General features: G+C 64.7%; 21 protein-coding genes. 8 read left to right on the top strand and 13 right to left on the bottom strand.

Annotated elements, in window-relative coordinates:
- Window positions 1-12 precede the first annotated feature (12 nt).
- The 4 genes from ACLBKS_RS01345 to pyrC all read right to left on the bottom strand — a co-directional run bounded on the left by ACLBKS_RS01345 (window position 13) and on the right by pyrC (window position 5,661).
- Window positions 13-2,352 carry a putative bifunctional diguanylate cyclase/phosphodiesterase gene (locus tag ACLBKS_RS01345; protein WP_410191000.1) on the bottom strand — a complete coding sequence of 780 codons (2,340 nt, stop codon included), beginning with the start codon at window positions 2,350-2,352 and terminating at the stop codon, window positions 13-15.
- A 276-nt stretch (window positions 2,353-2,628) separates the two neighbouring features.
- Window positions 2,629-3,501, bottom strand: a complete 873-nt coding sequence (htpX, locus tag ACLBKS_RS01340; RefSeq protein ID WP_410190999.1) for a protease HtpX — start codon at window positions 3,499-3,501, stop codon at window positions 2,629-2,631.
- 300 nt (window positions 3,502-3,801) lie between these two features.
- Complete coding sequence (locus tag ACLBKS_RS01335) at window positions 3,802-4,611, bottom strand: DUF3025 domain-containing protein (RefSeq protein WP_410190998.1); 810 nt, start codon at window positions 4,609-4,611, stop codon at window positions 3,802-3,804.
- Window positions 4,612-4,617: 6 nt separating this feature from the next.
- Window positions 4,618-5,661, bottom strand: coding sequence for a dihydroorotase (gene pyrC / locus ACLBKS_RS01330; protein ID WP_410190997.1), 1,044 nt, complete (start codon window positions 5,659-5,661; stop codon window positions 4,618-4,620).
- A 33-nt stretch (window positions 5,662-5,694) separates the two neighbouring features.
- Between pyrC and ACLBKS_RS01325 the strand changes: the two genes are divergently transcribed.
- Window positions 5,695-6,471, top strand: coding sequence for an IclR family transcriptional regulator (locus tag ACLBKS_RS01325; RefSeq protein WP_410190996.1), 777 nt, complete (start codon window positions 5,695-5,697; stop codon window positions 6,469-6,471).
- A 57-nt stretch (window positions 6,472-6,528) separates the two neighbouring features.
- Here the strand turns inward: ACLBKS_RS01325 and ACLBKS_RS01320 are convergent, their stop codons facing one another.
- Window positions 6,529-7,782, bottom strand: coding sequence for a Zn-dependent hydrolase (locus ACLBKS_RS01320; RefSeq protein WP_410190995.1), 1,254 nt, complete (start codon window positions 7,780-7,782; stop codon window positions 6,529-6,531).
- A gap of 195 nt (window positions 7,783-7,977) precedes the next feature.
- Between ACLBKS_RS01320 and ACLBKS_RS01315 the strand changes: the two genes are divergently transcribed.
- Genes ACLBKS_RS01315 through ACLBKS_RS01290 form a run of 6 tightly spaced genes read left to right on the top strand, consistent with a single transcriptional unit; the run spans window position 7,978 to window position 14,777 of the window.
- Entirely contained in the window at window positions 7,978-9,636 is a 1,659-nt protein-coding gene (locus ACLBKS_RS01315; RefSeq protein ID WP_410190994.1) for an ABC transporter substrate-binding protein, read from the top strand.
- 15 nt (window positions 9,637-9,651) lie between these two features.
- Window positions 9,652-10,602 (top strand): ABC transporter permease, encoded by a 951-nt coding sequence (locus ACLBKS_RS01310; RefSeq protein ID WP_410190993.1) that lies wholly within the window; start codon window positions 9,652-9,654, stop codon window positions 10,600-10,602.
- A gap of 20 nt (window positions 10,603-10,622) precedes the next feature.
- Window positions 10,623-11,507: an ABC transporter permease gene (locus tag ACLBKS_RS01305; protein ID WP_410190992.1), complete on the top strand. Its 885-nt coding sequence runs from the start codon at window positions 10,623-10,625 to the stop codon at window positions 11,505-11,507.
- 4 nt (window positions 11,508-11,511) lie between these two features.
- Window positions 11,512-12,549 (top strand): ABC transporter ATP-binding protein, encoded by a 1,038-nt coding sequence (locus ACLBKS_RS01300; RefSeq protein WP_410190991.1) that lies wholly within the window; start codon window positions 11,512-11,514, stop codon window positions 12,547-12,549.
- Window positions 12,550-12,559: 10 nt separating this feature from the next.
- Window positions 12,560-13,555, top strand: a complete 996-nt coding sequence (locus tag ACLBKS_RS01295; protein WP_410190990.1) for an ABC transporter ATP-binding protein — start codon at window positions 12,560-12,562, stop codon at window positions 13,553-13,555.
- Between the two features lie 22 nt (window positions 13,556-13,577).
- On the top strand, window positions 13,578-14,777 hold the full coding sequence (locus ACLBKS_RS01290) for an amidase (RefSeq protein ID WP_410190989.1): 1,200 nt from the start codon (window positions 13,578-13,580) through the stop codon (window positions 14,775-14,777).
- A 58-nt stretch (window positions 14,778-14,835) separates the two neighbouring features.
- Here ACLBKS_RS01290 and ACLBKS_RS01285 read toward each other — a convergent pair whose 3' ends face one another.
- The 6 genes from ACLBKS_RS01285 to ACLBKS_RS01260 all read right to left on the bottom strand — a co-directional run bounded on the left by ACLBKS_RS01285 (window position 14,836) and on the right by ACLBKS_RS01260 (window position 20,568).
- On the bottom strand, window positions 14,836-15,327 hold the full coding sequence (locus ACLBKS_RS01285) for an ureidoglycolate lyase (RefSeq protein ID WP_410190988.1): 492 nt from the start codon (window positions 15,325-15,327) through the stop codon (window positions 14,836-14,838).
- Between the two features lie 16 nt (window positions 15,328-15,343).
- Window positions 15,344-16,081, bottom strand: coding sequence for an amino acid ABC transporter ATP-binding protein (locus tag ACLBKS_RS01280; protein WP_410191430.1), 738 nt, complete (start codon window positions 16,079-16,081; stop codon window positions 15,344-15,346).
- Window positions 16,082-16,126: 45 nt separating this feature from the next.
- A complete protein-coding gene (locus tag ACLBKS_RS01275) occupies window positions 16,127-16,795 on the bottom strand; it encodes an amino acid ABC transporter permease (RefSeq protein WP_410190987.1) in 669 nt (222 codons plus the stop codon).
- Window position 16,796: 1 nt separating this feature from the next.
- Window positions 16,797-17,564, bottom strand: coding sequence for an amino acid ABC transporter permease (locus tag ACLBKS_RS01270; RefSeq protein WP_410190986.1), 768 nt, complete (start codon window positions 17,562-17,564; stop codon window positions 16,797-16,799).
- A 110-nt stretch (window positions 17,565-17,674) separates the two neighbouring features.
- Window positions 17,675-18,568 (bottom strand): amino acid ABC transporter substrate-binding protein, encoded by an 894-nt coding sequence (locus ACLBKS_RS01265; protein ID WP_410190985.1) that lies wholly within the window; start codon window positions 18,566-18,568, stop codon window positions 17,675-17,677.
- A gap of 149 nt (window positions 18,569-18,717) precedes the next feature.
- A complete protein-coding gene (locus tag ACLBKS_RS01260) occupies window positions 18,718-20,568 on the bottom strand; it encodes an ABCB family ABC transporter ATP-binding protein/permease (protein WP_410191429.1) in 1,851 nt (616 codons plus the stop codon).
- A gap of 118 nt (window positions 20,569-20,686) precedes the next feature.
- Here ACLBKS_RS01260 and ACLBKS_RS01255 point away from each other — a divergent pair, with 118 nt between their 5' ends.
- Window positions 20,687-21,127, top strand: a complete 441-nt coding sequence (locus ACLBKS_RS01255; protein ID WP_410190984.1) for an acyl-CoA thioesterase — start codon at window positions 20,687-20,689, stop codon at window positions 21,125-21,127.
- Between the two features lie 13 nt (window positions 21,128-21,140).
- Here the strand turns inward: ACLBKS_RS01255 and ACLBKS_RS01250 are convergent, their stop codons facing one another.
- Both ACLBKS_RS01250 and ACLBKS_RS01245 read right to left on the bottom strand, forming a co-directional pair.
- Window positions 21,141-21,908: a YdcF family protein gene (locus ACLBKS_RS01250; RefSeq protein WP_410190983.1), complete on the bottom strand. Its 768-nt coding sequence runs from the start codon at window positions 21,906-21,908 to the stop codon at window positions 21,141-21,143.
- 121 nt (window positions 21,909-22,029) lie between these two features.
- Window positions 22,030-22,794, bottom strand: a complete 765-nt coding sequence (locus tag ACLBKS_RS01245) for an enoyl-CoA hydratase (RefSeq protein ID WP_410190982.1) — start codon at window positions 22,792-22,794, stop codon at window positions 22,030-22,032.

Raw genomic sequence — 22,794 nt, 5'->3', positions numbered from 1 at the left:
GCCGCCCTGGAATCAGGCCTGACGGATCGCCTCCATGTCGTAGGGCGTGGCCTCGAAGCGCTTGACCAATTCAGCGAACTCAGCGGCTGGCAGTGGGCGCGCGAGGTAATACCCCTGGGCCTCGTCGCAGCCGAAGCGGCGCAACGCGGCGAGTACCTCGGCGTCTTCCACGCCCTCGGCGATGGTGCGCAGGCCCAAGCCCGCCGCCATCTGAATGATCGCGCGCACGATGGCCGCGTTGTCGGAATCACGCGCCAGATCGTGAACAAAGCTCTGGTCAATCTTGAGCTTGTCCACCGCGAAGCGCTTCAGATAGGCCAAGCTGGAGTAACCGGTGCCAAAGTCATCGATGGAGAGCTTCACCCCGAGCTGCTTGATCTGGTCCACGCCAGCCAGAACGCGCTCCGTGTTCTGCAATAGGATGGATTCGGTCAACTCCAGCTCCAGCTGTTCCGGAGCCAAGCCCGTGTCACGCAGGGCCTGGGCCACGATGGTCTGCACGTCGCCCCGCCGGAACTGAACGGCCGAGAGGTTCACGGCCATCAGCAAGGGGGGCAGTCCGGCCTGGCGCCAGGCCATGGCCTGGGCGCAGGCCTGACGGATCACCCATTCGCCGATCGGCACGATCAAGCCGCTGTCTTCCGCCACGGGCACGAAGCGCGCGGGCGAGATCAAGCCCTCATCGGGATGACGCCAGCGCAACAGCGCCTCCACCCCCACCACGGCGCCATTGCGCAAATCGAACTGGGGCTGGTAATGCAACTCAAGCTCCCCTCGGCTGAGGGCGCGGTGCAATCCGTTTTTAAGGCGCAGATGGTCTACCGCTTCCGTGTTCATCTGTTCGTCGAAGAAGCGCGCTTGGTTACGTCCCGCGTCCTTGGCCCGGTACAAGGCCGTGTCGGCTTTCTTCAGCAGGGTCTCAAAGTCCTGCCCATCATCCGGATACAAGGCGACGCCGATGGACGAGGAAATGCTCAGTTCGTGGCCATCGAACAGCAGAGGTTGCTGCAAACGCTCACGGATCTTGAGCAGCACCGGTGTAATCATGTCGGTGCCTTCCAAGTCGGAAAGCACGACCAGGAACTCATCGCCTCCTTGCCGGCTGATGGTGTCGCTCTCGCGCATGCAGTCGCTCAAGCGTCGCGCGACTTCCTTGAGCAGGGCATCGCCCGTGGCATGCCCCAGCGAGTCGTTGATGGTCTTGAAGTGATCCAAGTCCAGGAACAGCAAGGCCACCTTGCGGTGGTGGCGCTCGGCCCGCGCAATGGCCTGGGCAAACCGGTCTTGCAACAGCGAGCGGTTCGGTAGACCCGTGAGCACATCGCGGTAGGCCAAAAACTCAACTTGACGCTCGGCCCGCTTGCGCGCCGTCACGTCCCCGGCGATCGTCAGAAAACCGGTGATGTTCCCGTCGTCATCGCGCAACGGGGACAAAGAAGCGCTCAAATCGAACATCTCTCCGGTGACTTTCTGCCGTTGCACCTCGATGTCTGGAATGCTCTCGCCCGCGATCACCCGCAAGCGCAAGGCCTTGTCTTCATCCTGGTACTCCGTGGCCAAGGGGACGCTGGGCAAAAACCGTCCGAGTACCTCGGCCTCGGTCCAGCCAAAAAGCTTTTCCGCCGCGGGGTTCCAAGCCGTGACGCGACCTTCGGTGTCGCGCGTGTAGATCGCCAAGGGTGCCGAGCGCACGATGGTTTGGTTCAGCCCCTTTTCAAAGCGCAAGGCACGCAGCGCGGTGGCCTGGCTGCGCCACGCGCGATGGATCAGCACGGAAACGATCAAGCTGCCCACCTGAAACAAGAGCACCAAGGCAGCGGCCTGGTTCCTTTCGTGGCGCCAGTCATGCAGGTAGTCCCAGGCCGAGAGCACCAGCAGCAGGCGATAGTCGGTGCCCTCGATGCGGCGAAACAGCAGCAAGGACTCGTCTGCGCCGATGTGCATGCCAAGCGACCAGCGGTGACTTTCAGGCGAGCGCCGGAAAAAATGTCCTTCAGGCGCACCGGACGTGAACTTGGCGCGCAACTCAAGGGTGTCGAGGGACTCTGCTGCCTTGTCCAGGTTTATCGACGTGCTCGGCTGACGCACGATCTGGCGCCCTTGCGGGTCCACCACCACAGCGTGACCCTTGGTGCCCAAGAATTCCTGAATCTCAGAAAGGTGCTGCAAGTGGCGCGTCAGCACGGGCTGAGGCTCCAGCGATCGCTCCTGATTCAGGGCATAGGCCATGTTCTGGGCCAGGGCCCCCAGCAAGGTCTGAGCGGCGACGGTGGCGCTGTGTTCGAAACGCACGCGGCCCGCATGCAAGGCGAACACCGTCAGTGCGACCAAGAGCAGATTGAAGGTGACCATGGCCCCCCACAAGCGGACCACGAAACCGCGGCCTGGGCGGGTCGAGCGGGGTTGGCCCCCTGGGGTTAGCGCAGTGCGACGCGACACGGTTGCTGAATGGTGCTGCCTTCGATGCAGGGCGTGCCATCATCACGTGGCTGACTGGTGTGGTCAAGCCACTCGCTCGAATCGCCAAATTCAAAAAAAAACGCGCCGGTTCACACCGACGCGAGACAAAGGAATGGCCATTTTCTGGATGCTGGCGCGAGCATCCCGCGCCAGTCCAGCCAGGAAATTTCAGCGCATGGCTTGGAGGGCAGCGATGCGTTCCTCGATAGGGGGATGGGTGCTGAACAGTTGACCGATGCCACCCGCGATGCCCATGGCCGCGACGCTCTTGGGCAACTCGCCGGGCGTCAACCCGCCCAGCCGAGACAAGGCATTGATCATGGGCTGCTTGCGGCCCATCAACTGCGCCGCGCCGGCGTCCGCGCGGAACTCACGCTGACGCGAGAACCAGGCCACGATGATGGCGGCGAGGAAACCCAGCACGATGTCCAACACGATGGTGGTGACGTAATAGCCAATGCCAGGGCCACTGTTTTCCTGGTCACCCTTGCGCAGGAAACTGTCCACGGCATAGCCGATCACGCGGGACAGGAACACGACGAAGGTGTTCATCACGCCCTGAATCAGAGTCATGGTGACCATGTCGCCATTGGCGATGTGCGCGACTTCGTGACCAATGACCGCCTCGACTTCCTCGCGCGTCATGTTTTGCAGCAAGCCCGTGGAAACGGCCACCAAGGCCGAGTTCTTGAAGGCGCCCGTGGCGAAAGCATTGGGCTCACCTTCAAAGATGCCGACCTCGGGCATGCCGATGCCCGCTTGATCGGCGAACTTGCGCACCGTGTTGACGATCCAGGCCTCGTCCGCGTTGCGCGGCTGTTCGATGATCTGAACCCCCGCGCTCCACTTCGCCACGGGCTTGCTGATCAAGAGGGAAATGAAGGCGCCACCGAAACCCATGATCAGCGCGAAGCCCAGCAGCGCGCCCAAGTTCAGGCCATTGGCCGTCAGGTAGCGGTTGACGCCCAGCAGGTTCGCCACGATGCCCAGCACGAGCACGATGGCCAGGTTGGTCAGAACGAAAAGAACGATGCGTTTCATGATTTCCTTGCAACAAGCCGCACGCGGGATGGCGGCCACGGCGCGAATGGTAAGGGCGCGCCGCCCGGTTTCAAGAAAAACCGTGCAATCCCACAGGTGGAAATGGCAATTTCCGCAGTCCTGTGGGTTCTGGGGTGCCGGTGCGTCCTAGCTTGGCTCACGCCCGGGACCATCCAGCCCGGCCCGCCTACGAATGCGCGAGCGCAAAAAATACTGCTATCGCGCCGGAACTGGGCCTGGGCAGTTTCGGGCCGGAAACACCGCGCAAGCGCAGGTCGGGCATGCAACTCGCGGGGCCGATCAGGCGACCTGTGCCAGGCCCCGTGCGGGCCGGAACACCTGTGCGTCGTCGTAAAAGTCGGGCGCTTGGCTGTCGGCACACCACCCCGGAACGCCCAATACCGGCAAGGGCGTGAAGGGCTTGAGGGCCAAGCGCTCGGGCTGCAGTTGATCGGCCAGCCATGCATCCAGGCGCGCCATGGTGGTCATCTCGGCCTGGGCTCGCCAAACATGCGCGGTCAGGCCTCTGCGCGGGCGCTGCAACTGTTCCAGCAGAGCATGGCCACAGACCACCACGCGTGCCTCGGTCCAGCGCGGGCGCAGCTCGAGAAATAGCCGCTTCCAGTCGCGCGCCAGCAAGGCCTCCCATAGAACGTCTGGCGCCATCAGCACGGCGCCGTTTTCATCGAAGACGGTGAGCGCGTCGCGCACCGGCCCACGGACACCGCCCACGCCCTGCGACCTGATCTCGGCCGCCTGCAGTTGGTTCATGCGTCGCTTGGCCTGGGGCAAGCTCAACCAGACCAATCCGTTGAAAAAGTCGTGCGCGTTGTCGCGCGTCGGGACGACACCTTGATCGAAGATGTAACGTTCGTAGGGTTCGCCGACCGGCAGGATCTGTTGGGGCCCAAAACGCACGATCCGCGCGACCGACGGTGGCCGGGCCGCGTTCAGGGCGTCGTGCGCCGCGCGGCCGGCTTGGCGAAGATCGGCGGCACACGCGCCAGCTTCACGCCAGGGCAGGAACCAAGGTGCCGTCCAATCGATGGGCGCAGTCGCCCAGCCTGCCGCCTGGCGCTCGCCGTTCGAGACCTTCGCGCCGTCCTCCATCCACTGTCAAACCCGACGCCAGGCCAGCGCTTCGCCCGCGCGCAGCGGCTTGAGTTCGGCTTCGCCAAAGGCAAAACGTTCAGGAGGCGTCCAGCTCTCGCGGCGCAGCGTGATGCGCTGCGGGTTGCGCGGCACACCATAAAAATCCGCGCCATGGTGGCTGGCGAAGCCCTCCAGCTTGTCCATGGCATTCATGGCATCGAACACCTCGGCATACAGCTCGATGGCCGCGTGCGCGGTGTAGCAGCCGGCGGCGCAGACCGAGTTCTCCTTCAAGGTCGCGGCGTGCGGCGCGCTGTCGGTGCCCAGGAAAAAGCGCGGGTTGCCGCTGGTCGCCGCCTGCACCAGGGCAAGGCGATGCACCTCGCGCTTGAGCACGGGCAGGCAGTAGAAATGCGGCCGCAGACCGCCGGTGAAGATGGCGTTGCGGTTGTAGAGCAGGTGCTGGGCCGTGATGGTCGCGCCGGTGTAGTGGTCGGCGGTGGCCACGTACTGCGCGGCCTCCTGGGTGGTCAAGTGCTCGAAGACGATCTTCAGCTCGGGGAAGTCGCGGCGCAGGGGACGCAGCACGCGGTCGATGAAGACAGCTTCGCGGTCGAAGACGTCCACGTCGGGGTCGGTCACTTCACCGTGCACCAGCAGCAGCAGCCCGTGGCGCTGCATGGCTTCCAAGGTCTTGTAGGTTTTTCGGATGTCCGTCACACCCGCGTCGCTGTTGGTCGTCGCCCCCGCGGGATAGAGCTTGAGCGCGACCACGCCAGCCTCTTTCGCCAAGGCGATCTCCTCGGGCGGCGTGTTGTCGGTCAGGTACAGGGACATCAAAGGCTGAAACCCCGCGCTGCCAGGCAACTCATGGGGCACGGCCGCCAGGATGCGCTGCCGGTAGGCCACGGCATGCGCGGCGGTGGTCACCGGCGGACGGAGGTTGGGCATGATGAGCGCGCGGCCGAACTGCGCGGCCGCGTGCGCCACGGTCGTGGTCAGCACCGCACCGTCGCGCAGGTGCAGGTGCCAGTCATCGGGACGGGTCAGGGTGATTTCTTGCGTCATGGCCCGATTGTCCCGGATTGATAATCCGGTCCCATGCCGTCCGCCCTTGCCGACCCACTCTTCAATCAATCACTCGAAAAAGGACTGGCCGTGCTGCGCGCCTTCGACGCGGCGCACCGCACGCTGACCTTGGGCGAGCTGGCGGAACTGACTGGCATGAGCAAGGGCTCGGCGCAGCGCACGGTGCATACCCTGCAAGTGCTGGGTTACGTGGGCAAGCACCCGCAAACGCGGCGCTTCCAGTTGAAGCCCAAGGTCATCGACATCGGCTTCAACTACCTGGCCGCACACCCCTTGATCCGCGCGGCCCACCCTTATCTCTCGCAACTGGCCCAGTCCAGCGGCGAGACCGCCAGCCTGACCGAGGCGGTGGACACGGACATGGTCTACATCGCCCAATTCCTGACCACGCAGCACATCCCCGTGCTCACGCCGGTGGGCATGCGCATCCCGATGTACTGCACCAGCTCGGGGCGCGCCTGGCTGAGTACCCTGCCCGACACGCAGGTACGTAGCCTGCTGAGCAGCGCACCCCGGCCTGCGCGCACGCCCAACACCCTGACCAGCGTGAGCGCCATCCTGGAGCGCGTGGCCCTGTGCCGCAAATCCGGTTATGCCACCAACAGCGAAGAACTGTTCCTCGGCGACATGGGCATCGCCGCGCCGGTGCTTGACAACCAAGGCCAGGCGGTGGCCGCCGTGCACCTCTCGCCGCCGACGAGCCGCTGGACGATGGACGACGCGCAGGCCAAGCTCGCGCCGCTGGTCATCGAATGCGCGCGCGCGATTTCACAGGCGCTGGCCTATTGATCCGTTCAGTCCACCGCTCACTGTGCGATTGCGCAACGACCCAGGCCTGAACAGGCCCTAACTCGCGCGAGCCAGCATGGCCAGCAGCAGCACATCGGCGCCAGCGGCCAGGTGCTCGGGTTTCGCGTCCTCGATTTCGTTGTGGCTGATGCCGTCCTTGCAGGGTACGAAGATCATGCCCGAGGGCGCGACGCCGTTCAGATAGACCGCGTCGTGCCCAGCGCCGCTGACCACGTCCATGTGCGGTAGCTTCAGCGCGCGGGCCGCGTCCCGCACGCTGTCCACGCAGTCCGGATGGAAGGCGCAGGGCTTGAACTTGGTGACCTGGACGATGCCGACCTCGCACTGGCATTGGGCTGCCGCCAGGGCGAAGGCTTCGCGCATGCTGGCATCCATGCGGTCGAGCCCGGCTTGCGTCAGGTTGCGGAAATCGACCGAGAACTTCACCTGCCCCGGAATGACGTTGCGCGAATTGGGCAGGGCCTGGATGAAGCCCACGGTGCCCCGACCGTGCGGCGCTTCCGCCAGCGCGATGCGGTTGACCGCCTCGATCATGCGCGCCGCGGCCAGCATGGCATCGTGCCGCAAGGCCATGGGCGTGGGGCCGGCATGCGCGTCCTGCCCCGTCACGACCACGTCGTACCACTGCTGGCCCAGGGCGCCAGTCACGATGCCGATGGGCAGATCGGCGTCCTCGAGCACGGGGCCTTGCTCAATGTGAGTCTCGAAATAGGCGGCATACATGCCACCCGGCACCTGCCCGCAGGGATGCGGGCCCCGATAGCCGATGCGCGTCAGTTCGTCACCGACGGTCTGACCTTCGATGTCCGCGCGCTCGCGAATGAAGTCCGGCGCGAACACGCCGGCGAAGGCGCCCGAACCCATCATCACTGGCGTGAAGCGCGAGCCCTCCTCATTGGTCCAAAAAACCACTTCCAGCGGCGCACGCGTGCGTATGCCGTGGTCGTTGAGCGTGCGCACCACTTCCAGACCGGCCAGCACGCCGTAGTTGCCGTCGAACTTGCCGCCAGAAGGCTGTGTGTCGATGTGACTGCCCGTCGCGACGGCTGGCGCGTTGGCATCCGTGCCCGCGCGGCGACCGAATACATTGCCCACCTCGTCCACGCGCACCTCCAGCCCCGCTTCGCGGAACCACCGCACCACTTGGTCCCGGCCATGACGGTCTTCGTCCGTCAGGGCCAGCCGACGCACACCACCTCGGGGCGTGGCGCCAATGCGCGCGAGGTCCATCAAAGAAGACCAGAGACGTTCGGCGTTGATGCGGAGTTCGGTGGTGGCGACGGAATTCATGGTTTGGATGGGGCTTGAAATGCGCGAGGCAGGCATGCGTCAGTCGTAACAGTCCTCGATCGCTCCAAAGCGAATAGCATGCCAAATATCGATTAATTGATCAAACATATCGATAATCGATTTATTCATAGCGCTTTTGGCATGCGGTTTGCATCGGCGGCGGTACCCCTCAACCCGCTGACTTCTGGAGGTCGCATGAGTCTCTTTCCTTCCGCCACGCGCTTGGCCACACTGGGCCTGGCCTTGAGCGCTGCCCTGTCTTTGTTGCACAGCCCCGCCCAGGCACAAGAAAAAGTCTTGCGCATCGCCATGACGGCGGCCGACATCCCCCGAACACTCGGTCAGCCCGACCAGGGCTTCGAGGGCAACCGTTTCACGGGCATCCCCATCTATGACGCGCTGACGCAATGGGACCTGTCCAAGTCCGACGCGCCCAGCGTGCTGATTCCCGGCCTGGCGACCTCCTGGGCGGTGGATGCCAAGGACAAAACCAAGTGGACTTTCAAGCTGCGCAGCGGCGTGAAGTTCCATGATGGCTCCCCGTTCAATGCCGACGCCGTGGTCTGGAACGTGCAGAAGGTGCTCGACAAGGACGCCGTCCATTTCGACGCCAGCCAGGTCGGCGTGACCGCCTCGCGCATGCCCACGCTCCGGACCGCCCGCAAGGTCAACGACACGACCGTGGAACTGACCACCAGCGAGCCCGATGCCTTCCTGCCGCTCAACCTGACCAATCTGTTCATGGCCTCACCCGCGCACTGGCAGAAGAAGTTCGATGCCGCGCAAGGTGCCACCCCAGCCGACAAGGCCAAGGCAGCCTGGACCGCCTTCGCCGCAGACCCCGCGGGCTCTGGCCCCTTCAAGGTCACCCGCTTTGTCGCGCGTGAACGCCTGGAGCTGGCGGCGAACAAGACCTACTGGGACAGCAAGCGCACGCCCAAAATCGACAAGGTTGTGTTGCTGCCCATGCCCGAAGCCAACGCCCGCACGGCGGCGCTCCTGGGCGGTCAAGTGGATTGGATCGAGGCCCCCGCGCCGGACGCGATGGCGCAGATCACCCAGCGTGGCTTCAAGATCTACAGCAATGCCCAGCCCCATGTCTGGCCCTGGCAGCTGTCCTTTGCCGAAGGCTCGCCCTGGCTGGACAAGCGCGTGCGCCAAGCCGCCAACCTGTGCGTGGACCGTGGCGGCCTCAAGCAGCTGCTGGGCGGCATGATGGCCGAACCCAAAGGCGTGGTGCCGCCGGGCCACCCCTGGTGGGGCAACCCGAAGTTCGACATCAAGTACGACGTGAAGGCCGCGCAGGCCCTCATGACGGCCGCCGGGCACAGCGCCGCCAAGCCACTGAAGGTCAAGGTGCAGATTTCCGCCTCGGGCTCGGGTCAGATGCAGCCGCTGCCCATGAACGAATTCGTGCAGCAGTCCCTCAAGCAGTGCTATTTCGACGTCGAGTTCGACGTGATCGAATGGAACACGCTGTTCACGAACTGGCGCAAGGGCGCCAAAGACCCCTCGGCCAATGGCGCCAACGCGGTCAACATCAGCTTCGCCGCCATGGACCCGTTCTTCGCCATGGTGCGTTTCGTCTCGACCAAAGCCTTCCCGCCGGTCTCCAACAACTGGGGCTACTACGGCAGCCCCGAAGTGGACAAGCTGGTGGCGGACGCTCGCACGAGTTTCGACGACAAGGCGCGTGATGCGGCTCTGGCCAAGTTGCACGCCCACATGGTCGAGGACCCGCCCTTCGTCTACATCGCCCACGACGTCGGTCCGCGCGCGATGTCGGCCAAGGTGAAGAACGTGGTGCAGCCACGCAGCTGGTTCATTGACATCGCCACGATGAGCATGGACTGATCACACGCGCCTTTCATGCTCGCCTACCTGCTCCGGCGCGTCCTCTACACCCTGCCCATCATGCTGGGCGTGGCCCTGGTCTGCTTCACCCTGGTGCATTTGGCGCCAGGAGACCCCCTGGTCTCCATCCTGCCGCCCGACGCCTCCGCTGAGTTGCAGGCGCAGTTGCGCGAGCTCTATGGCTTCAACCGCTCCCTGCCCGAGCAGTTCGGGCTGTGGGTCTGGCGTGCCCTGCACGGCGATCTGGGCACCTCCATCGCGACCAGCCGCCCAGTGATCGACGAAGTGTTGCGCGCGGTGGTCAACACCCTGCGGCTGGCCGTGGTGGCCACGCTGATCGGCTTCCTGCTGGGCAGCCTGTTCGGTTTCGTTGCCGGCTATTTCCGCAACTCCCTGCTGGATCGCGCGGCCTCGCTGCTGTCGGTGCTGGGCGTGAGCGTGCCGCATTATTGGCTGGGCATGGTGATGGTGATCGTTTTTTCCAGCCTGTTGATGTGGTTGCCAGCGACGGGCGCGGGGCCGGGTGGCTCGGACCAGTGGGCCTGGGATTGGGAGCACTTCCAGTTCATGATTCTGCCCGCGCTGACCATGTCGGTCATTCCCATGGGCATCATCGCGCGCACGGTGCGCGCGCTGGTGGCCGAGCTGCTGGAGCAGGAATTCATCGTCGGCCTGCGGGCCAAGGGCCTGACCCAGTTCGGCATCTTCCGTCACGTGGTCAAGAACGCTGCGCCGACCGCGCTGGCCGTGATGGGCCTGCAACTGGGTTATCTGCTGGGCGGCTCGATCCTGATCGAGACCGTCTTCTCCTGGCCGGGCACGGGCTTCCTGTTGAACTCGGCCATCTTCCAACGCGACCTGCCGCTGCTTCAGGGCACCATTCTCGTGCTGGCGCTCTTCTTCGTCATCCTCAACCTGTTGGTGGACGTGCTGCAGACGCTGCTCGATCCCCGCATCGCGCGCTGACGAGCGCAACGAGTGACACCGTGACCACCTCCACGTCCATCCTCCTGCCCGTCTCCGCGCCCCGCTCGCGCGGCTACTGGACCTCGGTCGTGCTGCGTTTTCGGCACGACCCCGTCGCCGTCGGCGCGGCCTGCGTCGTGCTGCTGCTGATTCTGCTCGCGGTCTTTGGGCACTGGGTCGCGCCAGCCGACCCCTATGCCGCTTCCATGCTCAAGCGCCTCAAGCCCGTGGGTACCGAGGGCTTTTTGCTCGGCACCGACGAACTGGGTCGGGATCTGCTGTCGCGCTTGATCGTGGGCACTCGGCTGTCACTCTTCATGGGCATCACGCCGGTGATCTGCGCCTTCATCATCGGGGCCACCCTCGGCATCATCGCGGGCTACGCGGGCGGCGTGACCAATGCAGCCATCATGCGCACAGTGGACGTGTTCTACGCTTTCCCCTCGGTGCTGCTGGCCATCGCGCTCTCGGGCGCCCTGGGCGCTGGCATCCTGAACTCCCTGATTTCGCTGACCATCGTTTTCATCCCTCAAATCGCGCGCGTGGCCGAGGCCGTGACCACCCAGGTGCGGGGCCGCGACTACGTGGAGGCCGCCCGAGCCTCTGGCGCGAGCGCCTTCACCATCGTGCGCGTCCACGTGCTGGGCAATGTGCTGGGCCCCATCTTCGTCTACGCGACCAGCCTGGTGGCGGTCTCGATGATCCTGGCTTCCGGCTTGTCCTTCCTGGGCCTGGGCGTCAAGCCGCCCGAACCCGAGTGGGGCCTGATGCTCAACACACTGCGCACGGCCATCTACAGCCAGCCCCTGGTGGCGGCCCTTCCTGGCGTGATGATCTTCATCACCTCCATCTCCTTCAATCTACTGTCCGACGGATTGCGCTCGGCCATGGACAACAAGGGGTAAGCCCATGAGCGCGCTGTTGTCTCCCTTGTCCGACGTCGGTGGCCCCGCGCAACCGCTGCTCACCATCCGCGGACTGCAGAAGCACTTCCCGCTCAAAAAAGGGTTCCTGGGCGGTGGTGGTGGCGTGGTTCGCGCAGTCGATGGCGTCGACTTCGAAGTCCTCAAGGGCGAGACCTTGGGCGTGGTCGGCGAATCCGGCTGCGGCAAATCCACCACTGCGCGGCTGCTGATGCAGCTGATCACCCCCACCCGCGGCGAGGTGGTGTTCGACGGTCGGACGGTCGGCTCGCGCGACCTGCCGTTGCGGGAGTTCCGCCGCCAGGTGCAGATGGTGTTTCAAGACAGCTACGCCTCGCTCAACCCACGCTTGACCATCGAGGACTCCATCGCCTTCGGCCCCCAGGTGCATGGGGTCGGCACCGCCCAGGCCGTCGCGCGCGCGCGCGATCTGCTGGCACGGGTCGGACTGGAGCCTGGGCGTTTCGCCGAACGCTATCCGCATGAACTTTCGGGAGGCCAACGTCAACGCGTCAACATCGCCCGCGCTCTGGCCCTGCAACCGCGCATGGTCATCCTTGACGAAGCGGTGTCGGCGCTGGACAAATCCGTGGAGGCTCAGGTCATCAACCTGCTGCTCGACCTCAAAGCCGAGTTCGGCCTGACCTACGTCTTCATCAGCCATGACCTGCATGTGGTGCGCTACATCAGCGACCGCGTGATGGTGATGTACCTGGGCCAGGTGGCCGAGATCGGCGCCGCCGACCTGCTCTACGAGCGGCCTGCGCACCCGTACACCCGGGCGTTGCTCTCGTCCATGCCGTCCATGGACCCAGACCATCGCACCGAATCGGCGCCGCTGGCCGGCGACCCCCCCAACCCCATCAACCCGCCCGCGGGCTGCCGTTTCCATCCGCGCTGCCCTCAGGCGGCGTCCGTGTGCGCGGAACGCGCGCCGGTGCTGGGTACGCTCACGCCGCTGCAACGCGCCCGCTGCCTGATCCACGAAGCGGGCAGCGGCCATCCGCTGGCGCAAGCCACCTGACGCCACCGCCATGACCACAACGCCCACCTCCGACGAACCCTTGGTCCGGCTGCGCGACCTTGGCGTCACCTTCACCGGGGGTCGCAAGCCGGTGCACGCCGTCAGCGGCGTCACCCTGAACATCCAGCGTGGCGAAGTGCTGGCGCTGATCGGCGAATCCGGTTCGGGCAAAAGCGTGACCCTGCGCACCCTGCTGCGCCTGCACCCCGAACGCCGCACCACCCTGCGAGGCGAAGTGCGGGTGGCAGGTCGCGATGTCTTGGCCATGTCCGCACGCGAACTGGCCAACTACCGCGGCAAGGTGGTCGCCATGATCTTCCAGGAGCCCTTGTTAGCCCTGGACCCGGTCTACCCGGTCGGCGCGCAGATCATCGAGTCGATCCGTCGCCATGAAGCCGTGGACGCCAACACCGCACGCCGCCGCGCGCTGGAGCTGTTCGAGCGCGTGCGAATTCCCAGCCCCGAACGACGGTTGACGGCCTACCCGCACGAGATGTCCGGGGGCATGCGCCAACGCGCGATGATCGCCCTCGCACTGGCCTGTAAGCCGCAGGTGCTGCTGGCCGACGAGCCCACCACGGCGCTGGACGCCACGGTACAGATCCAGATCCTGCTGCTGCTGCGCGAGCTGCAACGTGAGCTGGGTCTGTCCATCGTCTTCGTCACGCACGACATCGGCGCGGCCGTCGAGGTGGCCGACCGCATGGCCGTGATGTACGCAGGCCGTATCGTCGAGGAAGGCACGGCGCGGGAACTGATCCGCACGCCGCGCCATCCCTACACCCAGGCCTTGCTACAGGGCCGCGCGCATGGCGCCATGCAACGCGGCGTGGCCTTGCCCACCATTGCCGGCTCGCCGCCGGATCTGAGCGCGCTGCCGCCCGGTTGCGCCTTCGCTGAACGCTGCCCCCACGTCCACGACAACTGCCGCGTCCAGATGCCCGTGACCGAGGAAGCCAGTCCCGGCCACTGGGTGCGCTGCCTGCGCTTGCACGACATCGCCTGAGTTCTTCCTCCTCCCATCGGCCATGCCCCTGAACGACCCCGCCCACGCCTTTGTTCCCTATCCCGACGTTGCCGTCGCGCACGCCGGCACTGGTCCGCTGTCCGGCCTGTCTTTCGGCGTCAAGGACCTGTTCGACGTGGCCGGTTATCCGACCGGCGGCGGCAACCCCATCGTGCTGGCGCTCTCGGGCATCAAAACCCGAACCGCGCCCACGGTGCAGACACTGCTGGACGCGGGCGCGCGCTTCGTGGGCAAGACCGTCACCGATGAGCTGGCGTTCTCGATGAACGGCAACAACGCGCATTTCGGTGCTCCTCTGAACGGCGCGGCGCCGGATCGCATCACCGGCGGATCGTCCTCGGGTTCGGCCTCGGCCGTGTCGTCCCGCTTGTGCGACTTCGCGCTCGGCACGGACACGGGCGGTTCGGTGCGCGCACCGGCCAATCACTGCGGGCTGTATGGCATCCGTCCCACGCACGGTCGAGTCAGCTTGATGGGAGCGCTGGACTTAGCGCCCAGCCAGGACACCTGCGGCTGGTTCGCGCGTGATGTGCAGACCTTCGCGCGCGTGGCCGACGTGCTGCTGGACACCGACCCGCACCCGCTTCCGACCAAGGTCCGCCTGCTGCGCCCCGATGACGTCTGGGCCCTGTTGTCACCCGAGGTCACCGCCGCGCTGAGCGGCGCCGTGCAAGGTCTGGAAAAACTGCTGGGCGCAAGCCAAGCCACCAGCGCGGTGTTGGACAGCTTCGAGAGCCTGTACTGGAGTTTCCGCCACATCCAGGGCCGTGAAGCCTGGATGACCGACGGCCCGCTGATCGAACGCTACGCACCGCCGTTGGGACCGGGTGTGTCGGATCGCTTTGCCTGGTCACGCCAGGTGACCGACGCGCAGGTGCAGACCGCCACGGCGTTCCGCCTGCGATTCCGTCAACACATGACGCGCCTGCTGGGCGCGGATGGCGTGCTGCTGATGCCCACCATGCCCGATGTCGCGCCGCTGCGCAGCACTTCCGAGTCCGCGTTGGAGGATTACCGCAATCGGGCCATCCGGATGCTGTGCATCGCAGGCCTCTCGGGGTTTCCACAGCTCTCGATGCCGCTGGCGCAGCGTGAAGGCGCGCCACTGGGTCTGTCGCTGCTCGGCCCCGCGGGCAGCGACCGTTCGCTGATCGCACTGGCCGAGCGCATCGCGAGCATGACGGGTGCCGACTCCACTTGAGCTGTCCTGGGTGCAGCAAAGTGATCGCGGTGGACTCTGCGTCACGCGGTCATGATGGCTAGGTCAGCAACAACGTCAGTGGCTGTGCAAGGTTCACTTCATCGCAGTCCACGGCGCGCGCGGCCCGTTCGATGACCACGAAATCACCCGCGTCCACCGCCAGCAAGGCATGGTGCCAGACCCCAGGTAAGAGTGTGATGCCTTGCTCGCCGTTCGTGATGAAGGCGTGCACATCGGCCGCGCTTGGCGCTGCGCCCGCCGGGGCGACCACGATCACGAAACGTCGCTGTCCCAGGGGAATGAAACTCTGACTGCCCAGCGCATGCCGTTCCAGCATCGTGAGGGACTGAGGAAACACGCGGGCCCGCGCACGAAACAACGCCAGCGCGGCCGTGCCGCCCGCCGTCTGCAGTTGTAGATCCGCTGTCAGGTCAACCCGCTGTGCGCTGCCTGAGTTGATGGTGCGCCCCGTCCCGCCGGGGTACTGGATCACCAGACCAAACGGCGCGAACGCCTCCGGTGTCAGTGGCAAGGGGCGTAACGTCGTCACGCACGGGTCTCAGTGATCAATGCGCGAGGATCTTGTTGAGGAAGTCCTTGGTGCGCGGCTGACGGGCCTCCAGGTTGCCGAAGAAGTCATCCTTGGAGCAGTCTTCCAGGATGCGCCCCCCCACGTCGATGAAGACCACGCGGCTGGCGACCTTGCGAGCAAAACCCATTTCATGCGTGACCACCATCATGGTCATGCCTTCCTTGGCCAAGTTGACCATCACGTCCAGCACTTCGCCCACCATCTCCGGGTCCAGCGCCGAGGTGGGCTCGTCGAACAGCATGACGATCGGGTCCATGGAAAGCGCTCGCGCGATCGCGACACGCTGCTGTTGACCACCGGAGAGCTGGCCGGGGAACTTGTCCTTGTGCGCCATCAGGCCGACACGGTCCAGCATCTTCAGGCCACGGGCCTTGGCTTCGTCCAGGCTGCGCCCCAGCACCTTCACCTGGGCGATGGTCAGGTTCTCCGTCACGGACAGATGGGGGAACAGCTCAAAGTGCTGGAACACCATGCCAACGCGGCTGCGCAGCTTGGGCAAGTTGGTCTTGGGGTCGTGCAGCGGCACACCGTCCACGAAGATCTCGCCCTGCTGGAAGGGCTCGAGCGCGTTCACGGTCTTGATCAAGGTGGACTTGCCCGAACCCGAAGGACCGCAGACCACGACCACGTCACCCTTGTTGATGCTGACCGAGCAGTGGTTGAGCACCTGCACCGGGCCATACCACTTGGACACTTCCTTGATTTCGATCATGGGCTGGGACATGGATGAAAAACTCCGACGAAACAGTATTTGGCTTTAGCGAATGATGGCGATCTTCTGCTGCAGGCGTTTGACGCCGTTGGACAGGGTGTAGCAGATCACGAAATAGAGCACGGCGGCCAGGATGTAGGCCTCGCGCGGGTGGCTCAGGTTGTTACCCGCCACGGTGAAACCGTGCAGCAGGTCATGGGCAGTGATGATGTAGACCAAGGACGTGTCCTGGAACAGGATGATGGTCTGGGTCATCAGCACCGGCAGCATGTTGCGGAACGCCTGAGGCAGGATCACGAGCTTCATGTTCTGCGCGTAGCTCATGCCCATGGCATAGCCAGCGAACACCTGGCCACGCGGAATGGACTGGATGCCCGCGCGCATGATCTCGCTGAAGTAGGCGGCCTCGAAGGCGATGAAGGTGATCACCGCGGAGCCCTCGGCGCCGATGGGGCGTCCGATCACCAGGGGCACCAGCAGGAAGAACCACAGCAACACCATCAGCAAGGGAATGGAGCGCATGCCGTTGACGTAAACGGCGGCGATCATTTCCAATGGCTTGATGCCGGATAAGCGCATCAACGCCAGCAACGTGCCAAAGAAGATGCCACCGAGCGTCGCGATGACGGTCAAGCCCAGGCTGAACCACAGACCGCCCAGGACGTAGGAACGGAAGACGTCCCAGGTGAAGAAGGAAAAATCCAAGGCCGTCATGTCAGTGTCCTCCGCCGGTGGAGGCAACAAAACCGGGCACGCGCACGCGCTTCTCGATCGCGGCCATGATGCGATTGATGGCGAAAGCCGAAATCACGTACAGCAAGGTGACCGCCAGGTACACCTCGATGCCGCGCGAAGTTTCCTCGGCCACTTGCTGGGCGAAGAAGGTCAGCTCGGTGATGGACACGGCGAAGGCCACGGAAGAATTCTTGAAGATGTTCATGCTCTCGCTGGTCAGCGGCGGCACGATGATGCGAAAGGCCATGGGCAGCAGCACATAACGATAGGTCTGCCCGGTCGAAAAACCCAGGGCCATGCCCGCGTAACGCTGTCCACGAGGCAGCGCCTGTATGCCCGTGCGCACCTGCTCGGCGATGCGTGCGGAGGTGAAGAAACCCAAGCCCATCACAACCAGCAACAGCTTGGGCGTGTCGGCGAACACCGGAAACACCACGGGCACCACGTGGTACCAGAGGATGACCTGCACCAACAACGGGATGTTGCGGAAGAACTCCACCCAAACGTTCGCCAAACGGGCCAAGCGGGACGGCTGCCCGTGCACGTTATTGGGCAAGGTGCGCAGCACGCCGACAGCGGTCCCGATGACCAAGGCGACGCACAGAGAGAGCACAGCGACCAAGACGGTCTGCCCCCAGGCTTCAAGCAACCACCCCAGGTAGGTCTGGTTGGGGCCAAAGCCCAGGCAGGTGGCCTGAACCTGCCGCTCGATGGTGTCAGCACAGAAGATCGACCAGTCCAGTGCCATGTACGTAACTCTCGCTAAGGTTTCAATCTGCTCTTGTGAAAACGCCCGCCGGGCGAATCGCCGGGACTCGCATCTCGGCCATTCCTGCGGCGGGCGTTAAGAGGTGCTGATTACTTGTTGAATTCCTCGGCCGGAGCGTCGGACGGGTTCTTCAGCAGACCAGCGAGCACGGAGCCCATGGCCAGGTTCACGCTGGTGTTCTTCGGGGGGATCGGGCTCAGGAACCACTTGGTGTAGAGCTTATTCAACTCACCCGACTTGATGGCGGCGCGGATGTAGTCGTCCACGGCCTTCTTGAAAGCCGGATCGTCCTTGCGCACCATGATGGCGATGGGCTCGATGTTGAGCGTTTCGCCAACGATGACGAAGTCCTTCGGGTTCTTGGAACCGGCGATCAGGCCCGCCAGGATGTTGTCATCCATCACGAAAGCGTCGGCGCGGCCCGACTCGAGCAGCAGGAAGCTGTCCGCGTGGTCCTTGCCGTAGACCTCGGTGAACTTGATGTCGGCGCCGCGCTTGTGCTTGCGCAGCAGGGCCACGGACGTGGTGCCGGTGGTGGTGGCGACGGTCTTGCCTTCCAGGTCAGCGATGGACTTGATCTTGGAGGTGGATTTGACGGCGGTGCGCACTTCCGTCACATAGGTCGTCAGCGCGAAGCTCACGTCCTTCTGGCGGGTAGCGTTGTTGGTGGTGGAACCGCATTCGATGTCCACGGTGCCGTTTTGCACGAGCGGGATGCGGTTGGCGGAGGTCACGGGCGTGTACTCGACGGTCGCGCCGGGAGCGATGGACTTGAGGATGTTCTGGCACAGCTCGACGTGGTAGCCGGTGTACTTGCCATCACCCAGGGTGTAGGACAGGGGGGCGGACGATTCGCGCACACCCATCACGACCTTGCCGGAGGACTTGATCTTGGCCAGGGTGTCATTGGCCTGGGCTTGCACGCCTGCCGCCAGGGTCGCCAGCGCCACGGCAAAGGCGGAAACCAGCAAATGCTTCTTCATGTGTAGAGCTCCTTGAGTGAGTTCGGGTGAATCCGGGATGGGAAAATTCGGACGGCGAAGTATCTAGCAAAAAGGCGAGCAAAAACCGTACCCGGGTCTCCTTTACGGGAAAACCGGGAGCGGATTATGGCCCCAGCGGCAGCGCGCACTCACGCGGCGTCCGAAACGCTTTGTTGCAGGGCCCACATGCGCGCATAAGCACCGTTTTTCTCGAGCAAGACCGCATGCGGTCCACGCTCCACGATGCGCCCTTGTTCGAGCACGAGGATTTCGTGCGCATCCACCACGGTCGAGAGCCGGTGCGCGATGACCAAGGTGGTCTTGCCCCGCGCCACGCTCTGAAGTTCGGCCTGAATGGCGCGCTCGTTCGCGCTGTCCAGGGCCGACGTGGCTTCATCAAAGATCAGGATGGGCGGGTTCTTGAGCAAGGTGCGTGCGATCGCCACGCGTTGCTTCTCGCCCCCTGACAGCTTGAGGCCTCGCTCGCCCACCATGGTGTCGTACCCCAAGGGTTGAGCGCTGACGAAGTCATGGATGTGGGCGGCCCGGGCGGCGGCCTCGATCTCCTCGCGGCTGGCGCCGGCTTCGCCGGGGCGGGCCGGATCGGTCGTGCGGCCGTAGCCGATGTTGTAGGCAATGGTGTCGTTGAAGAGCACTGTGTCCTGCGGCACGATGCCAATGGCCCGGCGCAAGCTGCCCTGGGTCACCTGTCGGATGTCCTGGCCCGCGATGCGGATGCTGCCGCCCGTGATGTCATAAAAGCGGTAGAGCAAGCGCGCGAGCGTCGACTTGCCCGCGCCCGACGGCCCGACCACGGCCACGGTCTTGCCAGCGGGGATCTCGAAACTCAGCCCGTGCAGAATCGGGCGGGACGGATCGTAGGCAAAGCTGACGTCGTCGAACCGGATGGCGGGCGGTCCCTCCTGTGGCAAGACCAATTCAGCGGCATCCGGTGCATCGGCCACTTCGCGTTCACGCTCCAACAAGGTGAACATCTTGTCGATGTCCGCCAGGCTCTGCTTGATTTCGCGGTACAGCACCCCCAGGAAGTTCAGCGGGATGTAGAGCTGGATCATCAGCGCGTTGACCATCACCAGGTCGCCCAGCGTCATGCGCCCATCGGCCACGCCCGACGCGGCACGCCAGAGCATGGCGACCAATCCCGTGGCGATGATGAGCTGCTGCCCGGTGTTGAGCAGGCTCAGAGTCATCTGGCTCTTGACGGCGGCGCGCCGGTACTGCTCCAGGTGCTCGTCGTAACGGCGCGCCTCGAAGGCCTCGTTGTTGAAGTACTTGACCGTTTCGTAATTGAGCAGGGAATCGATGGCACGACCATGCGCGTTGCTGTCCATCTCGTTCATGCGGCGGCGGTACTGCGTGCGCCATTCGGTCACCGAGACCGTGAACACGATGTACGCGACCAGCGCCGCCAAGGTGATCCAGACGAACATCGGATCGAACTTGAGCGCGAGCAAGCCCAGCACCAGCGCGAACTCGATCAGCGTCGGCAAGATGCTGTAGAGCGAGTACGAAATGAGCGTGTGCACGGCGCGCGTGCCGCGCTCGATGTCGCGTGTCATGCCCCCCGTCTGCCTCTCCAGATGGAAGCGCAAAGACAGTGCATGCAGGTGCCCGAAGACCTGCAAGGACAGCTTGCGCGCGGCGCCCTCGGTCGCCTTGGCGAAAATGAGTTCACGCAGCTCGGTGAACAGCGAGGTCATGAAGCGCAGCGCGCCATAAGCCAGCAGCAGCGCCGCTGGCACGATCACGGCCACGGCCACCGTGGTGCTCATGCCCGTGGCGCCGCCCATGCGGTCCACCAACTCTTTGAGCAGCACCGGCACGCCCACGTTGGCGAGCTTGGCGCAGACCATGAACCCCAGGGCCGCCAGCACGCGCCATTTGTAGTGCCAGAGGTAGGGAAACAACTTGGCCAGGGTGGACCAGTCTGAGCGCCGCCCACCTTCAGGCGAGGCAGGTGATGTGGCGGAGGCATTCATGAGTGCGCCCGCACGGCGCGCGGGTTGGTCAGCGTGAGCGCGCATGGGAAAAATCAGGGAGGGAATGAGACAATTCGGGGTCCGCCATGTGCGGATTGGTTTTCAGGAATTGTCTCCCATGTCGCTTGCCCCCGCCGCCCGCCCCGCCAATCTCGGCCCTGCCACTCCGCCCTCCGACGAGGAACTGGTGCTGAAGGTCATTCCCATGCCTGCGGATTGCAACGCCAATGGCGACATTTTCGGCGGCTGGGTCATGGCCCAGGTGGACCTGGCCGGTTCCGTCATCCCGGCCCGTTACGCTGGCGGACGCATGGCCACCGTGGCCGTCAATGAATTCCTGTTCAAGCAGCCCGTGCGCGTGGGCGATCTGCTGAGCTTCTATTCCAAGCTCGTCCGCATTGGTCGGACATCACTGACCGTCAAGGTGGAAGTGTTTGCCGAGCGGATCCCCGCCCAAGGCCAGTTCGTGAAGGTCACCGAAGCCACATTGACTTACGTCTGCATCGACGAGCAGGGCAAGCCGCGCGAAGTGCCGCATCGGCCTGCGACGAGCGCCTGAAAACCCGGCTGACTCAGAGCCAGCCCCTCAGTCGATAGACCATCAGTCCCACCAACTCGTGCAGGGCCGTTTGCCATTTGGCAGCCCCCTGTGACAGTGAGTACTGGTGCCAGGGCGTGGCGTCCCCAGCACGGTAATCGGTCGGCCAAGGCGTCACATTCCAGCCGGCCTTGCGAAAGGTCAGCAGGGAACGCGGCATGTGCCAAGCCGAGGTGATCAACAACCAAGGGCGCGTTCGGTCCACGCCGGGCAAGGCGGCGCTGAACACCGCGTTGTCGTGCGTGTTGCGCGAGGCGGACTCCAACAACAGCCGCGCTGGTGGTACCCCCTGCTCAGCGTAGAAGCGGCGCGCACGCTCCGCCTCGCTGGGGCCCGAGGCCAACAACTCGCCCTCGCCGCCCGTGTAGAGCAGCACCAGCCTTGGGTCGCGCAGCAGAAGCGGCAAGGCTGCGGTCAAGCGCTCGGCGGCACCGTTGAGCGCAGGCTGGTCGTGGCCTTCCCAAACGTAGCTGGATTCCGTGCTGCCGCCCAGCACGATGATCCCCGCGTACCGCGACAGATCGAGGTGCACGGGCGCGGGATGTTGCGCTTCAAGCTTGCGCAACAAGGCATCGGGCAATGGCTCCCAGCCCTGCAGGAGCAGCACGAACAACGCGGCCCAGACCACGCCCAGGCCCGCGCGACGCCAACGCCGCTGCAACAGGAGCCCGAGGACGAGCAAGACCGCGACCCAGGCCAGAGGCTGGGTGAGCACGTTCAGGAGCTTGGAAATGACGAACATGGAGACATTGTGAAGCCCCCGCAGGCAGCGAATTTCAGACCTTGCTGAAATCCGGTTTGCGCTTTTGCCTGCGGCGAAAACGTCAACGCCCTCGCGGGCCTGCCCCAGAGGGCAGCCTACTTCAGACTTTGCTGAAGTCGGGTTTCCGTTTCTCCATGAAGGCGCCGAAGGCTTCGCGGGCGGCGGGTTCGCGCAGCATGCGGCCGAAACTGGCGCCCTCCTCGCCCATGCGCGCGTTGACTTCCGCGTCCAGGCCACGCTTCATCAGGCGTTTGGTCTCGACCAGGGCGCTCAGGGGCTTGGCCGCGAGCTTGCGGGCCTGGGCCTGGGCGTAAGCGTGGGTCTCGGCGGGCGCGAGCACGCGGTTGACGAGGCCGACTTCCAAGGCGGCCTCGGCCATGAAGGGCTCGCCCAGCAGCAAGGCCTCGGCCGCGCGGTGGTATCCGAACATGCGCGGCACCAACAAGCTGGACGCAAATTCAGGGCACAAGCCGAGGTTCACGAAGGGCATGGAGAAGGCCGCGTTGTCACCCGCGAACACGAGGTCGCAATGGAACAGCAAGGTGGTGCCGATGCCCACGGCCGGACCGTTGACGGCGGCGATGGCAGGCTTGGGGAAGCCGGCCAAGGCGCGCATGAAACGCCACACCGGGGCGTTCTGATCGGCCGGGGGCGCATTCAAAAAATCGCCGATGTCGTTGCCGGCGGAGAACACCGTTTCACTGCCCTGGAACACCAGCACGCGTACGCTGGAATCGGCTGCGGCGGCTTCCACCGCGTCGGCGAGCTGCGCGTACATGGCGGCGGTGATGGAGTTCTTGCGCTCAGGGCGGTTGAAGCTCAAGGTCGTGATGCCAGCTTCGGTGTGGACGAGGACGTCGCTCAT

It is taken from the genome of Hylemonella sp. W303a (genome assembly GCF_046452315.1).
GTDB lineage: Bacteria > Pseudomonadota > Gammaproteobacteria > Burkholderiales > Burkholderiaceae_C > Hylemonella.
This window is presented reverse-complemented; position numbering and strand designations above follow the sequence as displayed.